The 19,381-nt window shown below is 69.0% G+C and carries 19 protein-coding genes; 15 read left to right on the forward strand and 4 right to left on the reverse strand.

The window, feature by feature from the left end; translation table 11 throughout:
* From DDF62_RS23260 to DDF62_RS23295, 9 genes are all read left to right on the forward strand, one after another.
* A partial coding sequence (locus DDF62_RS23260) for a beta strand repeat-containing protein (RefSeq protein ID WP_116491321.1) occupies positions 1–2,805 on the forward strand: 2,805 nt, incomplete at its 5' end.
* Positions 2,802–4,592, forward strand: coding sequence for a type I secretion system permease/ATPase (locus tag DDF62_RS23265; RefSeq protein WP_116491322.1), 1,791 nt, complete (start codon positions 2,802–2,804; stop codon positions 4,590–4,592). The genes DDF62_RS23260 and DDF62_RS23265, both read left to right, overlap by 4 nt.
* A gap of 4 nt (positions 4,593–4,596) precedes the next feature.
* Positions 4,597–5,973, forward strand: a complete 1,377-nt coding sequence (locus DDF62_RS23270; protein WP_116491323.1) for an HlyD family type I secretion periplasmic adaptor subunit — start codon at positions 4,597–4,599, stop codon at positions 5,971–5,973.
* A 218-nt stretch (positions 5,974–6,191) separates the two neighbouring features.
* Entirely contained in the window at positions 6,192–6,575 is a 384-nt protein-coding gene (locus tag DDF62_RS23275) for a YciI family protein (RefSeq protein WP_116491324.1), read from the forward strand.
* Positions 6,572–7,858: an RNA polymerase sigma factor gene (locus DDF62_RS23280; RefSeq protein ID WP_116491325.1), complete on the forward strand. Its 1,287-nt coding sequence runs from the start codon at positions 6,572–6,574 to the stop codon at positions 7,856–7,858. The genes DDF62_RS23275 and DDF62_RS23280 overlap by 4 nt, the downstream gene beginning before the upstream one ends.
* A gap of 59 nt (positions 7,859–7,917) precedes the next feature.
* Positions 7,918–8,442 carry an SRPBCC family protein gene (locus DDF62_RS23285; RefSeq protein ID WP_116491326.1) on the forward strand — a complete coding sequence of 175 codons (525 nt, stop codon included), beginning with the start codon at positions 7,918–7,920 and terminating at the stop codon, positions 8,440–8,442.
* A gap of 35 nt (positions 8,443–8,477) precedes the next feature.
* Positions 8,478–8,639 (forward strand): hypothetical protein, encoded by a 162-nt coding sequence (locus DDF62_RS25780; RefSeq protein ID WP_165832362.1) that lies wholly within the window; start codon positions 8,478–8,480, stop codon positions 8,637–8,639.
* Positions 8,640–8,993: 354 nt separating this feature from the next.
* Positions 8,994–10,580, forward strand: coding sequence for a DEAD/DEAH box helicase (locus tag DDF62_RS23290; protein ID WP_116491327.1), 1,587 nt, complete (start codon positions 8,994–8,996; stop codon positions 10,578–10,580).
* Between the two features lie 141 nt (positions 10,581–10,721).
* Positions 10,722–10,979 (forward strand): aa3-type cytochrome c oxidase subunit IV, encoded by a 258-nt coding sequence (locus tag DDF62_RS23295; RefSeq protein ID WP_116491328.1) that lies wholly within the window; start codon positions 10,722–10,724, stop codon positions 10,977–10,979.
* 9 nt (positions 10,980–10,988) lie between these two features.
* Here the strand turns inward: DDF62_RS23295 and DDF62_RS23300 are convergent, their stop codons facing one another.
* Together DDF62_RS23300 and DDF62_RS23305 are read right to left on the reverse strand one after the other, a co-directional pair.
* A complete protein-coding gene (locus DDF62_RS23300; RefSeq protein ID WP_116491329.1) occupies positions 10,989–12,119 on the reverse strand; it encodes a glycosyltransferase family 61 protein in 1,131 nt (376 codons plus the stop codon).
* A 49-nt stretch (positions 12,120–12,168) separates the two neighbouring features.
* Complete coding sequence (locus DDF62_RS23305; RefSeq protein ID WP_116491330.1) at positions 12,169–13,626, reverse strand: coniferyl aldehyde dehydrogenase; 1,458 nt, start codon at positions 13,624–13,626, stop codon at positions 12,169–12,171.
* A 179-nt stretch (positions 13,627–13,805) separates the two neighbouring features.
* Between DDF62_RS23305 and DDF62_RS23310 the strand changes: the two genes are divergently transcribed.
* From DDF62_RS23310 to DDF62_RS23320, 3 genes are all read left to right on the forward strand, one after another.
* Entirely contained in the window at positions 13,806–14,867 is a 1,062-nt protein-coding gene (locus tag DDF62_RS23310) for a GGDEF domain-containing protein (protein ID WP_116491564.1), read from the forward strand.
* A gap of 135 nt (positions 14,868–15,002) precedes the next feature.
* Positions 15,003–15,806: an enoyl-CoA hydratase/isomerase gene (locus DDF62_RS23315; RefSeq protein ID WP_116491331.1), complete on the forward strand. Its 804-nt coding sequence runs from the start codon at positions 15,003–15,005 to the stop codon at positions 15,804–15,806.
* A 20-nt stretch (positions 15,807–15,826) separates the two neighbouring features.
* Positions 15,827–16,153 carry a low molecular weight protein tyrosine phosphatase family protein gene (locus tag DDF62_RS23320; RefSeq protein WP_116491332.1) on the forward strand — a complete coding sequence of 109 codons (327 nt, stop codon included), beginning with the start codon at positions 15,827–15,829 and terminating at the stop codon, positions 16,151–16,153.
* An 85-nt stretch (positions 16,154–16,238) separates the two neighbouring features.
* Here the strand turns inward: DDF62_RS23320 and DDF62_RS23325 are convergent, their stop codons facing one another.
* Together DDF62_RS23325 and DDF62_RS23330 are read right to left on the reverse strand one after the other, a co-directional pair.
* Positions 16,239–16,625 carry a DUF6165 family protein gene (locus DDF62_RS23325; RefSeq protein WP_116491333.1) on the reverse strand — a complete coding sequence of 129 codons (387 nt, stop codon included), beginning with the start codon at positions 16,623–16,625 and terminating at the stop codon, positions 16,239–16,241.
* On the reverse strand, positions 16,625–17,599 hold the full coding sequence (locus tag DDF62_RS23330) for a glycosyltransferase family 9 protein (protein ID WP_116491334.1): 975 nt from the start codon (positions 17,597–17,599) through the stop codon (positions 16,625–16,627). Before DDF62_RS23330 ends, DDF62_RS23325 begins: the two co-directional genes overlap by 1 nt.
* Before the next feature lie 97 nt (positions 17,600–17,696).
* Here DDF62_RS23330 and DDF62_RS23335 point away from each other — a divergent pair, with 97 nt between their 5' ends.
* The 3 genes from DDF62_RS23335 to DDF62_RS23345 are packed head-to-tail and all read left to right on the forward strand — an operon-like array spanning position 17,697 to position 19,379.
* Entirely contained in the window at positions 17,697–18,257 is a 561-nt protein-coding gene (locus tag DDF62_RS23335) for a TetR/AcrR family transcriptional regulator (RefSeq protein ID WP_116491335.1), read from the forward strand.
* Between the two features lie 35 nt (positions 18,258–18,292).
* On the forward strand, positions 18,293–19,075 hold the full coding sequence (locus DDF62_RS23340) for a lysophospholipid acyltransferase family protein (protein WP_116491336.1): 783 nt from the start codon (positions 18,293–18,295) through the stop codon (positions 19,073–19,075).
* A 4-nt stretch (positions 19,076–19,079) separates the two neighbouring features.
* Positions 19,080–19,379 (forward strand): hypothetical protein, encoded by a 300-nt coding sequence (locus DDF62_RS23345; RefSeq protein ID WP_116491337.1) that lies wholly within the window; start codon positions 19,080–19,082, stop codon positions 19,377–19,379.
* Positions 19,380–19,381: the final 2 nt, after the last annotated feature.

The following is a 19,381-nucleotide window of genomic DNA, read 5'->3' on the forward strand; positions in this document are numbered from 1 at the left end:
AGCCTGAACATCACCAAGGACGCCACCGTCCCGGGAGGAACCGCGGACGCGGCTGGAGAACAGATCAGCTACGTCATCACCGTGGCCAACACCGGCAACACGACGCTGGACGGCGTGACGGTGACCGACCCCTATGCCGACGCGGGCTCGATCGTGCGCGGCGCCGACGTGGTGGGCGACAATGACGGCCTGCTGGAGGTCGGTGAAGCCTGGGGCTACACCGCCAAGCACACCGTCACGCAAGGCGAGATCGACTCCAACGGCGACGGCAACGGCGCCCTGGAGAACACCGCCACCGCCGACTCCAACCAGACCGGGCCCGACACCGACGACGCCAGCGTCCCGGTTGATCGCCGGCCCAGCCTGAACATCACCAAGGACGCCACCGTCCCGGGAGGAACCGCCGACGCGGCCGGAGAACAGATCAGCTACGTCATCACCGTGGCCAACACCGGCAACACCACGCTGGACGGCGTGACGGTGACCGACCCCTATGCCGACGCGGGCTCGATCGTCCGAGGCGCCGACGTGGTGGGCGACAATGACGGCCTGCTGGAGGTCGGCGAAACCTGGGGCTACACGGCCAAGCACACCGTCACCCAAGGCGAGATCGACTCCAACGGCGACGGCAACGGCGCCCTGGAGAACACCGCCACGGCCGACTCCAATCAGACTGGACCGGACACCGACGACGCCAGCGTGCCCGTCGATCGCCGCCCGAGCCTGAACATCACCAAGGACGCCACCGTCCCGGGAGGAACCGCGGACGCGGCTGGAGAACAGATCAGCTACGTCATCACCGTGGCCAACACCGGCAACACGACGCTGGACGGCGTGACGGTGACGGACCCCTATGCCGACGCGGGCTCGATCGTGCGCGGCGCCGACGTGGTGGGCGACAATGACGGCCTGCTGGAGGTCGGTGAAACCTGGGGCTACACGGCCAAGCACACCGTCACCCAAGGCGAGATCGACTCCAACGGCGACGGCAACGGCGCCCTGGAGAACACCGCCACGGCCGACTCCAATCAGACCGGGCCCGACACCGACGACGCCAGCGTGCCCGTCGATCGCCGCCCGAGCCTGAACATCACCAAGGACGCCACCGTCCCCGGCGGTACGGCCGACGCGGCCGGCGAGCAGATCAGCTACGTCATCACCGTGGCCAACACCGGCAACACGACGCTGGACGGCGTGACGGTGACGGACCCCTATGCCGACGCGGGCTCGATCGTCCGAGGCGCCGACGTCGTCGGCGACAATGACGGCCTGCTGGAGGTCGGCGAAACCTGGGGCTACACGGCCAAGCATACGGTCACGCAAGGCGAGATCGACTCCAACGGCGACGGCAACGGCGCACTGGAAAACACCGCCACCGCCGACTCCAACCAGACTGGACCCGACACCGACGACGCCAGCGTGCCCGTCGATCGCCGGCCCAGCCTGAACATCGTCAAGGATGCGACGGTGCCCGGCGGCACGGCCGATGCGGCTGGCGAACTGATCAGCTACACGATCAGCGTCACCAACACCGGCAACACCACGCTGGACGGCGTCACCGTCACCGACCCCTATGCCGACGCCGGATCCCTGGTCCGCGGCGCCGACATCAGCGGCGACAACGACGGCCTGCTCGAAGTGGGCGAGGTGTGGGGCTACACCGCCACGCACACCGTCTCGCAAGGCGAACTGGACTCCAACGGCGGCGGCGACGGACAGCTGGAGAACACGGCCACGGCCGACTCCAACCAGACCGGCCCAGACACCGACGACGCCAGCGTGCCCGTGCTGCAGAGGGCGACCATCGACATCGAGAAGTACGTCTCGATCGACGGCGGCGCGACCTGGGACGACGCGGACAGTCCGCTGGGGCCGATCGCCACCTCCAGCGCCAGCATCGCCTTCAAGTTCGTGGTCACCAACACCGGCAACGTGACCCTGACCAACGCCTCGGTCACGGACTCGGTGTTCGACCTGAACGGCGCGGCGGCGGGCACCGCCCGAGCGCTCGGGAACCTGGCGGTCGGCGCCAGCACCGAGTTCCAGATCACCGCGCCCTGGACCGCGGGCCAGCACGTCAACGACGCCACCGCGTCGGGGACCTATTCGGGCGGCACGGCCAGCGACCATGACCTGGCCTACTACTACGGCCTGATCGACAGCGTGGGCGTTCGCACTCCCGGCTTCTGGCTGTCGCCCAACGGCCTGACCTTCTGGGACGGCACCGTGGGCAACGAGACCAAGTCCGGCCCAGGGTTCCCCGACGGCGAGCTCTTGGCCTTCAACAACGGCATCATGGACGGCCCCGACCCCGGCAGCAGCAACAAGGAGGAGCGCTACATCCTGCTGGGCGACGACAACGGCAACGGGATCACCGACTTCGGCGAGGACACCCTCAAGATGTCGCTGGCCATGGCGCTGAAGGTCATCGACGCCTCGCAGAAGCCCTCGCAGGACGCCCGCTACGTCCTGGGTCGCGACGTCATCGCCGCCTGGCTGAACTTCGAGGCGGGCAACGCTTCGGGCGACCCGCTCGACCCGAACAGTCCCGCCGCCAAGATGAACCAGGCGATCGACTGGCTGCAGCAGTACGCCGACGCCAATCATGACGGGGTCGCCGACTTCAACGGTCCGGTGATCAAGCAAAGCAGCGCGGCCTGGCAAGGTTCCGGCGCGGCGCTGCACACCGCCCTCGACGACTACAACAACAACGGCACGATCAGCGGCATGACCTTCGCCGGCGACGCCGACGACCATCTGTTCGTGACCATGCTGACCCGCTACCACGAGGATGTCCTCGCATGAGCGGGCGGGGCGGCGCGGATAGGGCGAGAGGCTCGGGACGGCGCGTCCTTCCCGAGCCGCTGGCCGACGCCTTCAGGACCTGCCGGCGGCATCTGCTGATCGCCGCCGGTTTCAGCGCCCTGGTCAACATCCTCTACCTGGCGCCGACCCTCTACATGCTGCAGATCTACGACAGGGTCCTGCCGACCAGCGGGCTCCTGTCGCTTGCGTTTCTGACGGTCGCTGTCGTCTGCGCCCTGGCCACCCTGGCCGTGCTGGACAGCCTTCGCCAGCGCATCCTGGTGCGGCTCGGCCTGCGCCTCGACCGCCTGCTGGCGCCAGAGGTGCTGACCCGGCTGACCGGAGGGCTGGGCCCCGACGCCGGACCGCGACTGCGCCAGGCGATGCGAGAATTCGACGCCTTCCGCAACGTCGTCTCCGGCTCCGCCGCCACGGCGATGCTGGATGCGCCCTGGACCCCGATCTACCTGGCGCTCTGCTTCGTGCTGCACCCCATACTGGGCGTGATCTCGGTGATCGGGGCGGGGGCGCTGCTGATCCTGGCCATCCTCAACGAGCAGGCCACCCGCGGCAAGCTGGAGGCTCTCAACGAAGCCTCGGCCCAGGCCTATGCGACGCAGGAGGCGATCGCCAGCCAGGGCGGCCTCGTCAAGGCGCTGGGCATGCGCGAGCCGCTGATCGTGCGCCAGCTGCTCGACCGGCGCGAAGCCGTCGGCCTGCAGGCCGACGCCCAGTTCACCGGCGGGGTCTATACCGGCCTCATCCGCTTCCTGCGGCTGACCCTGCAGTCGCTGGCGCTGGGAACCGGCGCCTGGCTGGCCGTGCGCCATGAGATCTCGGCTGGCGGCGTCATCGCCGCCTCGATCCTGCTCAGCCGCAGCCTGGCGCCCGTCGAGCAGATCGTCGGCGCCTGGAAAAACGTGATCCAGGCTCGCGACGGCCTGCGCACCCTGGTCGATCTCTTCGAACGGGCCCCGGCTACGCCGGCCCGCACGCTGCTGCCCGAGCCCAAGGGCCGGCTGCGCGCCGAGCAGGCCGGCGTCCGCACGCCCGACGGCTCGGGCATGATCCTGCGCGGGGTGTCCTTCGACCTCAATCCGGGCGAGATCATCGGCGTCGTCGGTCCCAGCGGAGCGGGCAAGACCACCCTGGCCAGGGTGCTGGTCGGGGCGCTGACGCCGGACCTGGGCTGCGTGCGCATCGATGGCGCCGACCTAGCCGACTGGCAGTCCGAGCGCCTGGCCGCCCACATCGGCTACCTGCCGCAGAACTGCGGCCTGTTCGCCGGCACGGTGAAGGAGAACATCGCCCGCTTCGCCAGCATCATCGAGAGCGACCCGCGCGAGATCGACGAGCGGGCCGTGGCGGCGGCGACGGCGGCTGGCGCGCACGAGATGATCCTGCGCCTGCCGCAGGCCTACGACACTCAGCTGGGACCGGGCGGGGCAGGGGTGTCGGCCGGCCAGGCCCAGCGCCTGGCCCTGGCCCGGGCGCTGTATGGCTCGCCTCAGGTGTTCGTCTTCGACGAGCCCAACTCCAACCTCGACTTCGAGGGCGAGACGGCGCTGGAGCATGCGATCGCGGCCCAGAAGGCGAGGGGGGCGGCCCTGGTGGTCATCGCCCATCGCCTCAACATCCTGGGCGTGGCCGACAAGCTGCTGGTGCTGCGCGACGGCGCCATGGACCTCTATGGCCCGCGTCGCGAGGTGCTTCAGGCGCTGGAGGCGAGGGTGGCCGGACTGCCGCGCCCGGCCAACGCTTCGTCCGATCTTCGGGTTTCGGGGTGACGTCATGACCGGTTCGCTCGCCATCCATAAGCCCGGCGCCCTGGTGACGGTCGAGGCCTACAAGGAGCAGGGGCCGGCCGACGGCGCCCATTGGGAGCTCCGGGTCGGCCTGGCCGCCGCCGGCGCGTTCTTCGTCGGCTTCCTGGGCTGGGCGGCCTTCGCGCCGCTCGACGCCGGCGCCTACGCGCAAGGGGTGGTCGTGGTGTCCGGCAGCCGCCAGGCCGTGCAGCACCGCGAGGGCGGAGTGATCTCGGCCCTGCGCGTGCAGGAGGGCGACAAGGTCAAGCAAGGCCAGGTTCTGCTCGAGCTGAACGTCCAGGAGGTCCGGGCGCAGGAGCGGGCGCTGGCCGCCCGGGTGTTCGCCGTCGAGGCGCGCCGGGCGCGGTTGATCGCCGAGCGCGACGGCCTGGCCGCGCCGATCACGCCGGTCGCCTTCGCCGGCCTGCCGGCCGAGGACCAGGCGCTGGCCGACGAGGCCATGGGCCTGGAACGCCGTCAGCTGGCCGCCCAGCGCGCCGCCTTGGCCTCGCGGCGCGGCGTGCTGGGCGAGCGCGCCAGCCAGTTGGCCGAGCAGATCAACGGCTACAACCGCCAGCTCGCCGCCAATCGCGAGCAGCAGCGGCTGATCGGCGAGGAACTGGAAGGCATGCGCAAGCTGGCCGCACAGGGCTATGCGCCGATGACGCGGGTGAGGGCGCTCGAACGGGCCGCGGCCGATCTGGTGGGCACGGACGGCGCCTATCGCGCCCAGGCCGCCAGCGCCCGCGAGGGTATCGGCGAGACCCGCATGCAGGCCCTGCAGGGCGACCGCGAGCATATGGACGAGGTGATCGCCGACCTGCGCCAGTCCGAGATCGAGCTGAACGACCTCAAACCCCGATTGGCCGCCGCGCGCGACCAGCTGTCGCGCGGCATGGTCCGCGCCCCGGCCTCGGGCCAGGTCGTGGGCCTGAAGGTGTTCACGGTCGGCGGCGTCGCCGCGCCCGGCGACGTCCTGATGGAGATCGTGCCCCAGCGCGCGCCGCTGGTCATCGAGGCCCGAGTGTCGCCGAACGACGCCGACGACGTCCATGTGGGCCAGAGCGCCGACGTCAAGCTGACCGCGTTCCACGACCGTCAGCTGCCGCTGCTGCAGGGCACGGTCACCAAGCTGTCGGCCGACGGCTTCACCGACGAGAAGACCGGCGCGCGCTATTTCCGCGCCGAGGTCGCCGTGCCGCCAGAGGAACTGGCCGCGCTGAAGCAGCCGGGCCGGGAAGCGCCGGCGCTGAAAGCCGGGCTGCCGGTCGAGGTCGTCGCGCCACTACGCAAGCGCACGGCGCTGCAGTACCTGCTGGAGCCGTTGGAGCAGCGGCTATTCAGGAGCTTCCGCGAGCAATGAGACGCTGAGGGATGGGAATATTTTCCTGACCGGGCGATCTCCGGTTTCGCATCAATCTCTATCGCCTAAGGAATATTATCAGAAATATTGTCCAGCCCCCGATCTGGAGCGCCGATTTCACTGCACGCCAACAGCGCATTTTCTTCGTCGCCGGTGTCGGTGCTCGGCGCGTCGCGACGTCCTTGGCTCACGGCGCTGTGGCCGTTGGAGCTGGTCGGATGCTGTACGCCATTCTCTGCTATCACATGGAAGACGTCGTCGGCGCATGGAGCCCGGCGCATGACGAGGCTGTGATGGCGCGACTGGCGGCCGTGCGAGACGATCTGGCCGGCCAAGGCCGCCTGAGCCTTTCGGCGCGCCTGCTGCCAACCACGACGGCCGTGACGCTGCGCAAGGACCGCGAGCCGCCGCTGCTGGTCGACGGACCGTTCGCCGAGACCAAGGAGCAGTTGCTGGGCTTCTATCTGGTCGATTGCACTGACCTGGCCGAAGCTACGGCGATCGCGCGTGAACTTGCGGCGGCAAATCCAGGCGGCTGCTACGAAATTCGTCCTGTCGCGACCTCGTGGAAATCGAACGCCGTTCACGGAGCGCGCCCGTGAGCGACCCGGACTGGATCGACGCCGCGCTGGTTTCGGCGCGCCCACGGGCCATGGCGGCGCTGCTGCGCTATTTCCGCGACCTCGACACGGCCGAGGAAGCTTATCAGGACGCCTGCCTGCGGGCCCTCAAGTCCTGGCCCGACAAGGGTCCGCCCCGCGATCCCACCGCCTGGCTGATCCTGGTGGGTCGCAACAGCGGCGTCGACGCCGGCCGCAGGCGAAGCCGCCAGACCGCCCTGCCGTCCGACGAGGTGCTGACCGACCTGGCCGCCGGCCTCGATGACGCCGAGACCGCGCTGGCCGAGCGGCTGGACGGCGCCGACTACCGGGACGACATCCTGCGGCTGCTGTTCGTCTGCTGCCATCCGGACCTGCCGGCCACCCAGCAGATCGCCCTGGCGCTGCGCATCGTGTCAGGCCTGTCGGTGCGCCAGATCGCCCGCGCCTTCCTGGTCGGCGAAAGCGCCATGGAGCAGCGGATAACCCGCGCCAAGGCCCGCGTGGCCAAGGGCGACACGCCGTTCGAGGCGCCTAGTCCCACCGAGCGCGCCGAGCGGCTGCTGACCGTGATGGCCATGGTCTACCTGGTGTTCAACGAAGGCTATTCGGCCGGCGGCGCCGAAGCCGACGCGCGCCGGCCGCTGTGCCACGAGGCGTTGCGGCTGTCGCGCCTGCTGCTGCGGCTGTTTCCCGCTGAGCCGGAGGTCATGGGCCTGACGGCGCTGATGCTGCTGCAACACGCCCGCACGCCGGCCCGCCTCGACGCCGACGGCCTGATCGTGCTGCTCGATGACCAGGATCGCGGCCTGTGGGACGCGGCGATGATCGCCGAAGGCCTGGCGCTGATCGACAAGGCCATGCGCCACCGCCAGCCCGGCCCCTACCAGGTGCAGGCCGCCATCGCCGCCCTGCATGGGCGGGCCGAGCGCGCCGAAGACACCGACTGGGCCCAGATCGATCACCTCTACGCCGCCCTGGAGCGCATGACCCCCTCCCCGGTCGTCAGCCTCAACCGCGCTGTCGCGGTCTCCAAGGTCGCCGGCCCGCAGGCGGCGCTGGACATGATCGCTCCCTTGGAGGAGCGCCTGGCCGGCTATTTCCATTTCCACGGGCTGCTGGGCGCGCTGAACCTGCAGCTGGGCCGCGACGAGGCCGCCCGCGAGGCCTTCCATCAGGCCATCGCCCTGGCCGGCGGCGCCGCCGAAGCCGCCCACATCCGCCAGCATCTCGACCGACTGCAGGCCGAGAGCGAGAAAAATCGCGCGACGGTGTCGGACGGCTGATCCGCCGCGCGTCCTTGTGGCGAACGGCCCGGAACGGGCCACGCTCAAGGAGCCGCCCGATGTTGAAGATCCTCGCCGCCGTACTGGTTCTGGCCGTGGCCGGCCTGCTGGTCGCCGCCGCCCTGCGTCCGCCCGTCTTCCGCGTCGAGCGCTCGGTGCTGGTCAACGCCCCGCCAGAAGCGGTTCTGGTCTACGTGTCCGACTTCAAGGGCTGGCGCGCCTGGTCGCCCTACGAGGCCCTCGACGCCGACCTGCAACGCACCTACGGCGGCGCCGAACGCGGCGTTGGCGCCACCTATGCCTGGGCCGGCAGGAAGGCCGGGACCGGCCGCATGCGCATCGTCTCGGCGACCAGCCGCGAAGTCGCTGTCGCGCTGGACTTCGAAAAGCCCTTCAAGGCCAGCAACACGGCCGCTTTCACCGCCGAGCCGGTCGGCGACGCCACCCGCGTGACCTGGGCGATGTCTGGGCCGGCGCCCTACGTCTCGCGGCTGATGGGCCTTGTCTTCAACATGGACAAGATGATCGGCCGCGATTTCGAGACGGGTCTGTCCAATCTGAAATCCGTCGCCGAGCGTAACTAAGATCTCCTTCCCCACGAGCTTTAGAGGCGATCCGCATGGCCCGTTTCCTTCTGCTGAAGTTCGAAGCCGCCCCGGCGGCGCGCGTCTCGCCCGCCCCCGTCGAACGCAAGGACGACACTGGCGGCGTGCGAACGGCCCCCGCCAGAAAAGCTGCGCCTGCTCGCAAGCGCGATGGCGAGCATCATGCGCACCAATAGGCGGAGCCAGCTGACGACGGCTTCAGAAAAACTGAGGCGATCGAATCCATACCAATCCAGTAGTAATTTATCAGCGCCGTCTTCCTCCCCTTTGGCGGCGCCGAGGCGAGCGCCGCTCCGCCAGGACGATGCCGACGGCTCCGGTGTCCTGGTTTGGTCCTTCGGGGGAAGGATCGGGGCGGCGCTCGCTCTTGACCTCGCCGCTCCCCGTCCCATCTGAAGTTCCGGCAGGCCCCGCAAAGATTGACTTTGCGGCGATTGCGCCTATTTATCCGCACCTTCGGAGCAGGTCTGGCGAATCCGCGCCGCCCGCTCGCCCAAGCACGGGCGGCTCCGAGTCCAGACCAGCGTGACATGACCGAATTTTCCGACCTCGGGCTTTCGCCCACGACCCTTCAAGCGGTCGCCGACACCGGCTACACGACCGCCACGCCGATCCAGGCCCAGGCGATCCCCGTCGCCCTCGCCGGCCAGGATGTTCTGGGCATCGCCCAGACCGGCACCGGCAAGACCGCCGCCTTCACCCTGCCCCTGATCGACAAGCTCGCCTCGGGCCGAGCCAAGGCCCGCATGCCGCGCGCCCTGGTCATCGCCCCGACCCGCGAACTGGCCGACCAGGTCGCCTCCAGTTTCGAGAAGTACGCCAAGGGCACCAAGCTCTCGTGGGCGCTGCTGATCGGCGGCGTCTCGTTCGGCGACCAGGAAAAGAAGCTCGACCGCGGCGTCGACGTGCTGATCGCCACCCCGGGCCGCCTGCTCGACCACTTCGAGCGCGGCAAGCTGCTGATGACCGGCGTGCAGTTCCTGGTGGTCGACGAAGCCGACCGCATGCTCGACATGGGCTTCATCCCCGACATCGAGCGCATCTTCAAACTGACGCCGCCGAAGAAGCAGACCCTGTTCTTCTCGGCGACCATGCCGCCGGAAATCACGCGCCTGACCAAGCAGTTCCTGCGCGATCCGGTCCGTATCGAAGTGGCCAAGCCGGCCACCACCAACGCCAACATCACCCAGCTGCTGGTCAAGGTTCCCTCCTCCGACCCCAAGGCCAAGCGCCTGGCTCTGCGCACCATCGTGGAGAAGGCCGCGCCTGAAACCGGCATCGTCTTCTGCAACCGCAAGACCGAAGTCGACATCGTCGCCAAGTCGCTGAAGGTGCACGGCTTCGACGCCGCCGCCATTCACGGCGACCTCGACCAGAGCCAGCGCATGAAGACCCTGGCCGACTTCCGCTCGGGCGCGCTGAAGATCCTGGTGGCCTCGGACGTGGCCGCCCGCGGCCTCGACATCCCGGCCGTCAGCCACGTCTTCAACTACGACGTGCCGCACCACGCCGACGACTACGTGCACCGGATCGGCCGCACGGGCCGCGCCGGCCGTTCGGGCGTCGCCTACATGCTGGTCACCCCCGCTGACGACAAGGGCTTCGACAAGGTCGTCAAGCTGATCGGCTCGACGCCCGACGAGGAAGTCATCGACGTCGACTACACCAACGCCGTCACCGTGCCGCGCGAAGGCGACCGCCGCCGCGGCCGTGGCGAGCGCCCGGGCCGTGAGCGCGGCGAACGCAGCGAGCGTCCGGGCCGCGGCCGTCGCGACCGCGCCGAAGCGGCTCCGGAAGCCGAAGTCGTGGAAACCGTCGCCGTCGAGGCCGCGTCGGAAGTCCCGGCCGAACGCGCCGAGCGTCCGGAACGCGAGCGCAAGCCGCGCCGTGAACGCACGCGCGACCGCGCCGCCGCCCAAACGGTCGAGGCCGCTCCGGTCGAGGAAGCCGCCCCCGCGCCGCGCCCGTCGCGCGAACGCCCGCCGATGCCTGTTCGCGGCGTCCAGCCCGTCCGGGCCCGTGACGACGACGACGACCGCCGCGTCGTCGGCTTCGGCAACGACATTCCCGCCTTCCTGCTTCGCGCCCCGCCGAAGCTGGCCAAGGTCGAGGACTGATCGACCAGGACTGACGAGCGCCCCGAAAAGGCGTAGATTGGCCGGCGTGCTCCCACGGAGCCGCCGGCTTTTTCTTTGCCGACAGTCGCGTCGCTAGAGGCGGCTCCGCGCGTTTTTCCCGAAGACTTCGGAGGAACCGCCATGGCCGATTTCACGCCCCTGCAATCCGATCCCGAACTGCTGGTGCACGAGCGCACCTATCACGCCTTCAGCGTCTTCGTGCGCTGGTCGATCGTCGGCGTCGCCGTCGCCCTGACGGTGCTGACCCTGTGGTTCGCCACGCCCGCGGGCTTCATCGGCGGCGCGATCGCCGGGATCCTGCTGGGCGTGGCCGGCTATTTCGCCGTCATCCGCCACGAACGGCATCAGCCGCTGGATCTGTGGGCCGAGGGACGTTGAACCTCCGGCTCAAAGCGCCGCGTCGATGAACTCCAGAAGCTCGTCCAGCGGCGGCCGATAGGCGAAGCGGAAGCCGCGACGGGCCCTCGACAGCCATGAGGCTTCCCGGGGATCGGCCGGCGACGGGCATACAAGGCCGCGCCATTCGACTCCGACCTGGCGACAGGCCGCCCATACCCAGCGGCTGGTGAAGTTGGCCGGCTGCACTTCGATCACCCGGGCGCCGCGCCGCAGGAACAGGGCGTTGGCCAAGGCCGCGCCGGATGCGCCTACAACGACCTCAGCATCGCGCATCAAGGCCACCTGGGCCAGCGCCGACATGCGTTCGGGCCGCACGATCAGAAAGCCGCGCCTGCGCAGGGCCTCCTCAAGCGCGGCTTCGTTGACCATCACCCGCATCGACTGGCTGCGGCGCGACAGATAGACCCGCCGCCCGCTGACGGGACCTTCGGGGGCGGTCGCCACGACCCGCTCGGCCACCCGGCGCACCAGCGCGGTGGGCGCGTGAAGAAAGTGATCCATGCTGGTGGCGTAGGCTGACTGATCGAGGCGGATCCTGCGCCCCCGAACCTCCCGCACCTCGCATTCGGGAAACGCCGCTGCCAGGAGGTTTCTCTGCCAGGACTTCAAGGGCGGCGCGAGCACCGGCGCGCCGCTGGCGAACCCGTGCTCGACGGCGGCCAGCATCGACGGCATCGCGTCGAGCAGGAAGTGTCCGTAGTTGAAGCCGCCGCCCCAGGGCATGAACACCACGCCGCGCTCGATGGTCATGCTCGGCCTGCGCGCCATCAGTTCGGCGACAGGCGCCAGATCCGGCCATCGATGCAGCGCCTCGCCGCTGGCCGACCGAAGGACGCGGCCGCCAGGCCCGGCGAGCACGCCATAGGCGGGGAACCAGTCGACGTCGCGAACATGGCAGATATCCGGCTCGCGGGCCTCGGGCGGAGTGTCCGACGGAAACGGCCAAGCCGCCGCCGGATCCCGCACCAGGTGCGGCGCCGGCAGGGGCTCGTCGGCCTCCACGAGCGGCGAGCGCCCCTCCTCGCCTCGATTGAAGAACGCATGGCGAAGCGTCGCCATCTCCCTGACGGGCAGGGCCTGACGTTCATCGACGATGTCAAAGGCGGCGAGCTGAGCCATGCAGCCCTAAGACTGATGATTCTCGTTCGGCGACCACTGGTTCAGGCCGCTATCGCTTGATCTGGCCGGCCAGATACTTGCGGATGCCCTCACCATAGGGAGGGCGCAGGGCCAGCATCGGCCCGATGTCCTTCTTCAGCTGGTGGAACACCGCCTTGCGGTGGCTGAACTCGCGGAAGCCGTCGTGGCCGTGATAGGCGCCCATGCCGGCCGGACCGACGCCGCCGAACGGCAGATCCTCCTGGGCCACGTGGAAGATCACGTCGTTGACCGTGGCCCCGCCGCTGGTCGTGGCGGCCAGCACCCGCTCGCGCTCGGCCTCGTCGGTTCCGAACCAGTATAGCGCCAGCGGCCGGTCGCGGCCGTTGACGTAGTCGATGGCGTCCTCGATGCGGTCGTAGGCCTTCACCGGCAGCAGCGGTCCGAAGATCTCCTCCTGCATCACCGCCATGTCGTCGGTCGGCTTGAGGATAAGGGTCGGCGGGATCTTGCGGTGCTGCTGCTGGGAGAAGTCCTCGCCGGCCGGGTTGAGCTCGACCACCTTGCCGCCCTTGGCCCTGGCGTCGTCGATATAGTCCTTGACCCGGTCGTAGTGCCGCTGGGCCACCAGGGCAGTGTAGTCGGGGTTGTCCTTCAGGGTCGGGAAGCTCTTCGCCACCGCCGCGCGGGCGGCCTCGACGAAGCGGTCGACGTCCTCGGCAGGGGCCAGCACGTAGTCGGGCGCGAGGCAGATCTGGCCGGCGTTCAGCGTCTTGCCCGCCATCACCCGGGCGGCGGCGGTTTCCAGGTCGGCGCCGCGCGACAGGATCACCGGGCTCTTGCCGCCCAGTTCCAACGTCACCGGCACCAGGTTCTCGGCCGCGGCCCGCATCACGTGCCTGGCCACCGAGGTCGCGCCGGTGAACAGCAGGTGGTCGAAGGCCAGCCCCGCGAAGGCCTGGCCGATTTCCGGACCGCCGGTGACGACGGCGATCTCGTCCTCGTCGAAGGCCTTGGCGAACATCGCCTTCAGCAGGTCGGAGGTCGCGGGCGTGTATTCCGACGGCTTGATCATGGCCCGATTGCCGGCCGACAGCACCCCGGCCAGCGGCGCGAAGGTCAGGTTGACCGGAAAGTTCCAGGGGCTGATCACCCCGACCACGCCCTTGGGCTGCCAGCGCACCTCGGCCTTGGCGCCGAACAGGCCCAGCAGCGCCGGCGTCGTGCGGCGCTTCTCGGTCTTCATCCATTTGCGCACGTGGTCGCGGGCATGCTTGAGCGGGCCGATCGAACCGGCGACGTCGGTCAGGGCCGTGGCGTCCTTCGAGCGCACGCCGAAGTCGTCGCCGACCGCCTGGGCGATCTGCGCCTCGTGGTCGACGAGCAGCGCGATGCAGCGGTTCAGCCAGTCGATCCGGCGCTCGACGGGCGGCGCGCCGTCGCGCAGATGCGCGGCCTTCTGTCGCTGGAGCAGGACCTCAAGGCCGGCCTTGGCGGCCTCATGGCCGAGATTGGCGGGGGCGTTCATGCGGCGTCTCTCCCGAAAACGGCCTCTCGGCTCATCTTATCAGCGTTCAGAATGCTTTGGAGTTGTGACGGGCGCAAGCACCCCCGCGCAGCCTTAACCGCTCGTTTGAACTCTCGTGCTTATGCTCGCCGCGTAAGCGATCGGTCTGGGAGAAGCCCGGATCGGCGGGGGAATGAATGATGTCGGACGTCGAGACCACGCTGCGCGGCCCGGAAGCCTACAAGATCGCCCGTCGGGCCCTCGATCTGATGGAACGTCACCAGATCTGGCCGACCGCGCTGAACTTCGAACTCTGGACCCACTATGTGGCCGATCCCGACGGCGCCCTGGCGCGCGAGATCACCCGCCTGATCTCGATGGGCGAGCCCATCACCGAGATGCTGAGCGAGGAACTCGCCGCGGCCTACCTGCCCAAGGCTCGCCTCAACGAACAGATCCGCGACGCCGGCGACCTGCTCTCCAAGGAGCTGGAGTCGGTCTCTAAGGCCATTCAGAACGCCCAGAAGACCAACGCCGCCTTCGGCAAGACCCTCGCTGGCGTCTCCAAGGATCTGGACGCCCCGACCGGCGTCGAAGGCATCAAGGCCGTGGTCTCCAGCCTGGCCGACGCCACGCGTCGCGTCGCCAAGGAGAACAAGGCCCTCGAGACCCGTCTGGCCGAATCCACCGCCGAGGTCGATCGCCTGCGCGAGCATCTCGAGCAGGTCCGCCGCGACGCCACCACCGACGGCCTGACCAACCTCGCCAACCGCAAGGCCTTCGACGAAGAGCTGGAGCGCGCCTGCGCCGAAGCCGACGAAGCCGGTTCGGCCATCTGCCTGGCCGTGCTCGACATCGACCACTTCAAGGGCTTCAACGACACCTGGGGCCACCAGACGGGCGACCAGGTGATCCGCTATGTCGCCAGCGTCATCGGCCGCGTCGCCGCCCTGCCCCGCTTCGCCGCGCGCTACGGCGGCGAGGAATTCGCGATGATCTTCCCGGGCGAAGCCGCCGCCATCGTCGGCGCCACGCTGGAAGAGATCCGCGTCGAAGTCTCCTCGCGCATGCTCAAGCGCCGTTCGACCAACGAGGACCTGGGCGCCATCACCCTGTCGTCGGGCTTCGCCGAGCGCCGCAAGGGCGAGACCGGCCACTCGGTCATGGAGCGCGCCGACGCGGCGCTCTACGCCTCCAAGCGCAGCGGCCGCAACCGCGTGACCGCCGCCGACACCCAGTCAGAGTCGGCCAACGCCGCCTGAAGGAATACCCGTTCTTCTCCAGAGAACCGGGTTTGAGAGAGCCGTCGGCGCTTCTGGCGCCGGCGGCTCTTGCGTTCCGCAGGGACAGTCGCGCCTAGCTGGCGTCCAGGCGCGCAAAGACGCCCGGAGGACCTGATGGCTTACGACAAGATCCGCCTGGAAACCCAAGACGGCGTGGCCGTCGTCACCCTGTCCGACCCCGCCACCCTGAACGCCGCCAGCCCCGAGGTCGCCCGCGAACTGGCCCAGGCCTTCGGCGCGGTCGCCGCAGGAAAGGTTCAGGCTCGGGCGGTGATCCTGACCGGTGAAGGGCGAGGCTTCTGCTCGGGCGCCAATCTCTCGGCGGGCTCGACCGCCGGCCGACCCATGGACCCGGACGGCAAGCCAGACGCGGGCGCGGCGCTGGAAAGCGTCTACAACCCGCTGGTCACCTTGCTGCGCGACTTCCCGCTACCGATCGTCACCGCTGTCAACGGTCCGGCCGCCGGCATCGGCTGCTCCCTGGCCCTACTCGGCGACATCGTGGTCGCCGCCGACAGCGCCTACTTCCTGCAAGCCTTCCGCCGCATCGGCCTCGTGCCCGACGGCGGCTCGACCTATCTGCTGCCGCGCTTGGTCGGCAAGGCGCGGGCCATGGAGATGATGCTGCTGGGCGACAAGATACCGGCGGCCACGGCGCTGGACTGGGGCCTGATCAACCGCTGCGTCCCTGACGCGGAGCTGATGCCCAAGGCCCTGGAACTGGCCCGCGCCCTGGCCGAGGGCCCCGCCTCGCTTGGCGAGATCCGCCGCCTGGTCTGGAACAGCCTGGACGCCGACTGGGTCGGCCAACTGCACGCCGAGCGCCACGCCCAGCGCGCCAGCGGCAAGACCGAGGACTTCATCGAGGGCGTCAGCGCCTTCCTGCAGAAGCGCCCGGCGGCCTTCAAGGGGCGATGAAGCCAAGCTAGACTGTGGCGATGAACGTGCTTTTCGTCTGCAGCCAGAACAAGCTTCGCAGCCCCACCGCCGAGCAGGTGTTTTCGCGCTGGCCGGGCATCGAGGTCGACTCGGCCGGCCTCAACAACGATGCAGAAAATCCCGTGACGCCGGAGAACGTGGCCTGGGCCGACGTCATCTTCGTCATGGAGAAGACGCATCGAAACAAGCTGTCGAAGAAGTACCGCAAGCATCTTCGCGCCAAGGTGGTATGCCTTGGTATTCCCGACGAGTACGACTTCATGGACGATGCCCTGGTGGCGTTGCTCCAGGCCCGCGTTCCGCCATTCCTGCCGTCGGCGCGTTGACGGCGGGACGCAAGAAGAAGGGGCGCTCGCTCGGCGCGAAATCCCCCTCATGTTTTCTGGATAGATAGCTGATTTTTCTACGAAATCAGTACGGCTTGTGGCTCTTTTCCTCGACGATGTCCGAGCCCGCCAGTTCATTGATCTGGCGCTTCACGGCCGCGCGCTTGTCGTTGTCCATGTAGACGCGGCGGGCCAGCTCCACGAATTCCGGGCCGAAGGTCTGATTGCGCTCGCAGGCGCGCTTGCCGTCCTCGACGTCCCACAGGGCTGCGTTGATGGCCGTAAGCTCGGCGGTCAGCGCATCGAGCTCGACGCTCGGCGCCAGGGCGGCGGCGGCGATGCCTTCCAGCAGGGCCAGTTCCTTGCGGACATTGGCCTCCTTGGCGGCATCGCCGATGCGCTCGGCCTTGACGCGCAGGATGGTGATCTTGTCGACGAGCTCGCCGGCGGAAATGGGGGCGAGGATGGACATCAGGAAGCTCCGGCGATCAGCGTGTCGAGGGCTGCTTTCACCGCCTGGGGCGGCAAGGCGGGCATGCCCTCTCCGTAGTCCTCGGCGCATAGCATCTCAAGACGGCGGGCCGCGGGCCTGAACTTGACCGCCTTGCGGCGGTTCAGTTGCAGCGACAGCAACGGCGCGCCGCCGGCGGCCAGCATGTGCCCTGGCCCGGCGTCGTTGGCCACCGCGGCGGAGAGGCGTCCGGCCAGGGCGATGGCCAGGATCGGGCCCTTGACGCCGGGATAGCCGTCCGTGCGGTCGGCCTCGGGAAACAGGGCGCCCGGGACCCCCGCCCGCGTGACCGCCGCATCGGCGGCCTCGTCGGGACCAAAGAAGAACACCGGGGTTCGGCCCGCCGCCTGTTGGGCGCGGGCGAGATCCAGGTAGCTTTCCAGCGGCCAGCGCTTTTCCTGGCCGCCGGCGCCGGGCGCTAGGCCGATATATGTAGGCCCTTCGGGCAGCAGGGCCGCGGCTGCCGCGTTGGCGTCGCGCTCGGTCAGGGTCAAGGGCCGAAGCGCCCCCTGCCCGTCACTGGCCATGCTGAGCAGCCGCGCCAGCCGATCGACCACGGCCGGCGGCCAGTCGGGCTTGCGGGCCTGCATGGCCGCCGAGACGAACCGCCCCCTGGAGGCGCGGCGGGCCACCAGGCTGCGGCGCAGGTTTTCCTGGGTGTCGACGACGAGGTCGAAAGTCCGGCCGCCGAACGGCTTGACCCATGGCAGCACGTCCAGCGCGCCCACGCCGGTGACACCGTCCTTGAGGATTTCGTCTATGTAGCCGGCCACCACCCGCTTCAGCGGGCCGTCGTAGACGGTGTCGCCCTTGGCCGCGCACCAGGTGATCCGCGCGTCGGGAAACGCAGCGCGCAGGCCGGCGATGAAGGGCAGCTTGATCAGGCCGTCGCCGATCACCTCGCCCATCGAATAGATCAGAACCGTCTGGACCATGGCCGTGAATGGCTGCGTCCGCCGCGTCCGTCAATTGTCGCCATCAGTATGTGAGCATTTACTTGCGTGTCGTCGTTTTTGCGGTAACGTCGGTTGCATGAGCGCCAAGCCCCGCATCGAACGCGCCGCCCTCGAGGTCTTCGCCGCCCACGGCGTCGACGGCGCCACGACCAAGCTGATCGCCGCCCGCGCCGAGGTCTCGGAGGGCGCGATCTATCGCCACTGGAAGAGCAAGGACGAACTGGCCATCGGCCTGTTCATGGCCGCGCACAAGCGCCTGTCCGACCTGATCGAGACCGAAGCTGGCGCCGTGCACGGCGTCGCGGCCAAGGCCGCCGCCCTGGTCAAGGCCTACTGCACGGCCGCCGACGAGGACTGGACCCTGTTCTCGTTTCACCTGCTGCAACTGCATCATTTCCTGCCCTACTATCAGGATGACGGCCGCGATCCGGTCACCCTGGTCGAGACCATCATCAAGTACGCCATGATGAAGATGGAGCTGCCGCCGGGGGACCCCCGCGTCGTGGCCGCCATGGCCATCGGCGTCATCACCCAGACCGCCCAGAACAAGGCCTATGGCCGCCTGGGCGACGACGCCCTTTCGGCCCATGCTCCGCTGATGACCGCGGCCGTGCTGGCCGTGCTCAAGGCCCGCTGACCCCAAACCGCCCAAGCCCTTCAAAGGACCGAACGATGCGCAGCGCGCTGTTCAACGCCTACTACTGGGTTCTGTCGATCTTCTACGGCCTGTCGGCCGCCCTCTCGGCCCTGCTCCCAGGCCGCCGTCCGGTGACCTTCGCCCTGCGGCTCTATTCCAAGCGCATGCTGTGGGCCCTGCGCACCTTCGCGGGCGTCAAGGTCGAGCTGAAGGGTCAGGAGAACCTGCCCAAGGGCGCCTTCATCATCGCCGCCAAGCACCACAGCTGGGGCGACGGCTTCGTGATGTTCGCCAATGTCGACAACCTGTCCTTCGTCACTGGCGACCACCTGGAGAAGTTCCCACTGCTGGGCAACATCCTCAAGAAGTTCGGCGCCATCGTCGTCGACAGCTGCGGCGGCCCCGAGGCCCGCGCCGCTTTGTCCAAGAGCGCCGCCCAGGTCGCCGCCGAGGGGCGTCGCATCCTGATCTATCCAGAAGGCCATCTGGCCGCCCCGGGCGAGCGCTTTCGCTACCGCACCGGCGTCTATCACATGAGCCAGGACTTCGGCCTGCCGGTGGTGCCCGTGGCCACCAACCTCGGCTGCTTCTGGAAGCAGCAGGACGCGAAGAAGACCCCGGGCCAGGCGACAGTCGAGTTCCTGCCCGCCCTGCCCCAGGGCCTGCAGAAGGCCGAGTTCATGAAGCTGCTCGAAAACACCGTCGAGAACCGCACCAACGAACTGATCGCGGAGGCCACCGGCCAGCCGGTCAAGGCGTCGGTGCTGGTCGATCCGCCGAAGAAGAAGCCGGCCGAAGCCGAGCCGCTTTCGGCATAACGCCATGCGCTTCGCCGTCCTCATGGTCCTGACCTATGCGACGGCGCTGGCTTCGGCGGCCTTCCATCTGGCCGCCACGCACGGGCCATCGCCCCGCGACATCTGGAGCGAAGGCGACCCGCTCTTCCTGGCGTTGTCGCACGCCGCGCGCCTGGCCTGGCTGCTGTCCATGACGGCGACGGCCTTCATGCTGAAGGGACGGGCGCTGTGGGCCGCGCCCAGCGCCCTGCCCGCCCTGCTGCCATGGGCCGGTTTCGCCGCGCTGGTGCTCGCCTGCTCGACAGGGTCCTCAGGCTGCTTCTAGGG

Source organism: Caulobacter radicis, assembly GCF_003094615.1.
GTDB classification, from domain to species: domain Bacteria; phylum Pseudomonadota; class Alphaproteobacteria; order Caulobacterales; family Caulobacteraceae; genus Caulobacter; species Caulobacter radicis.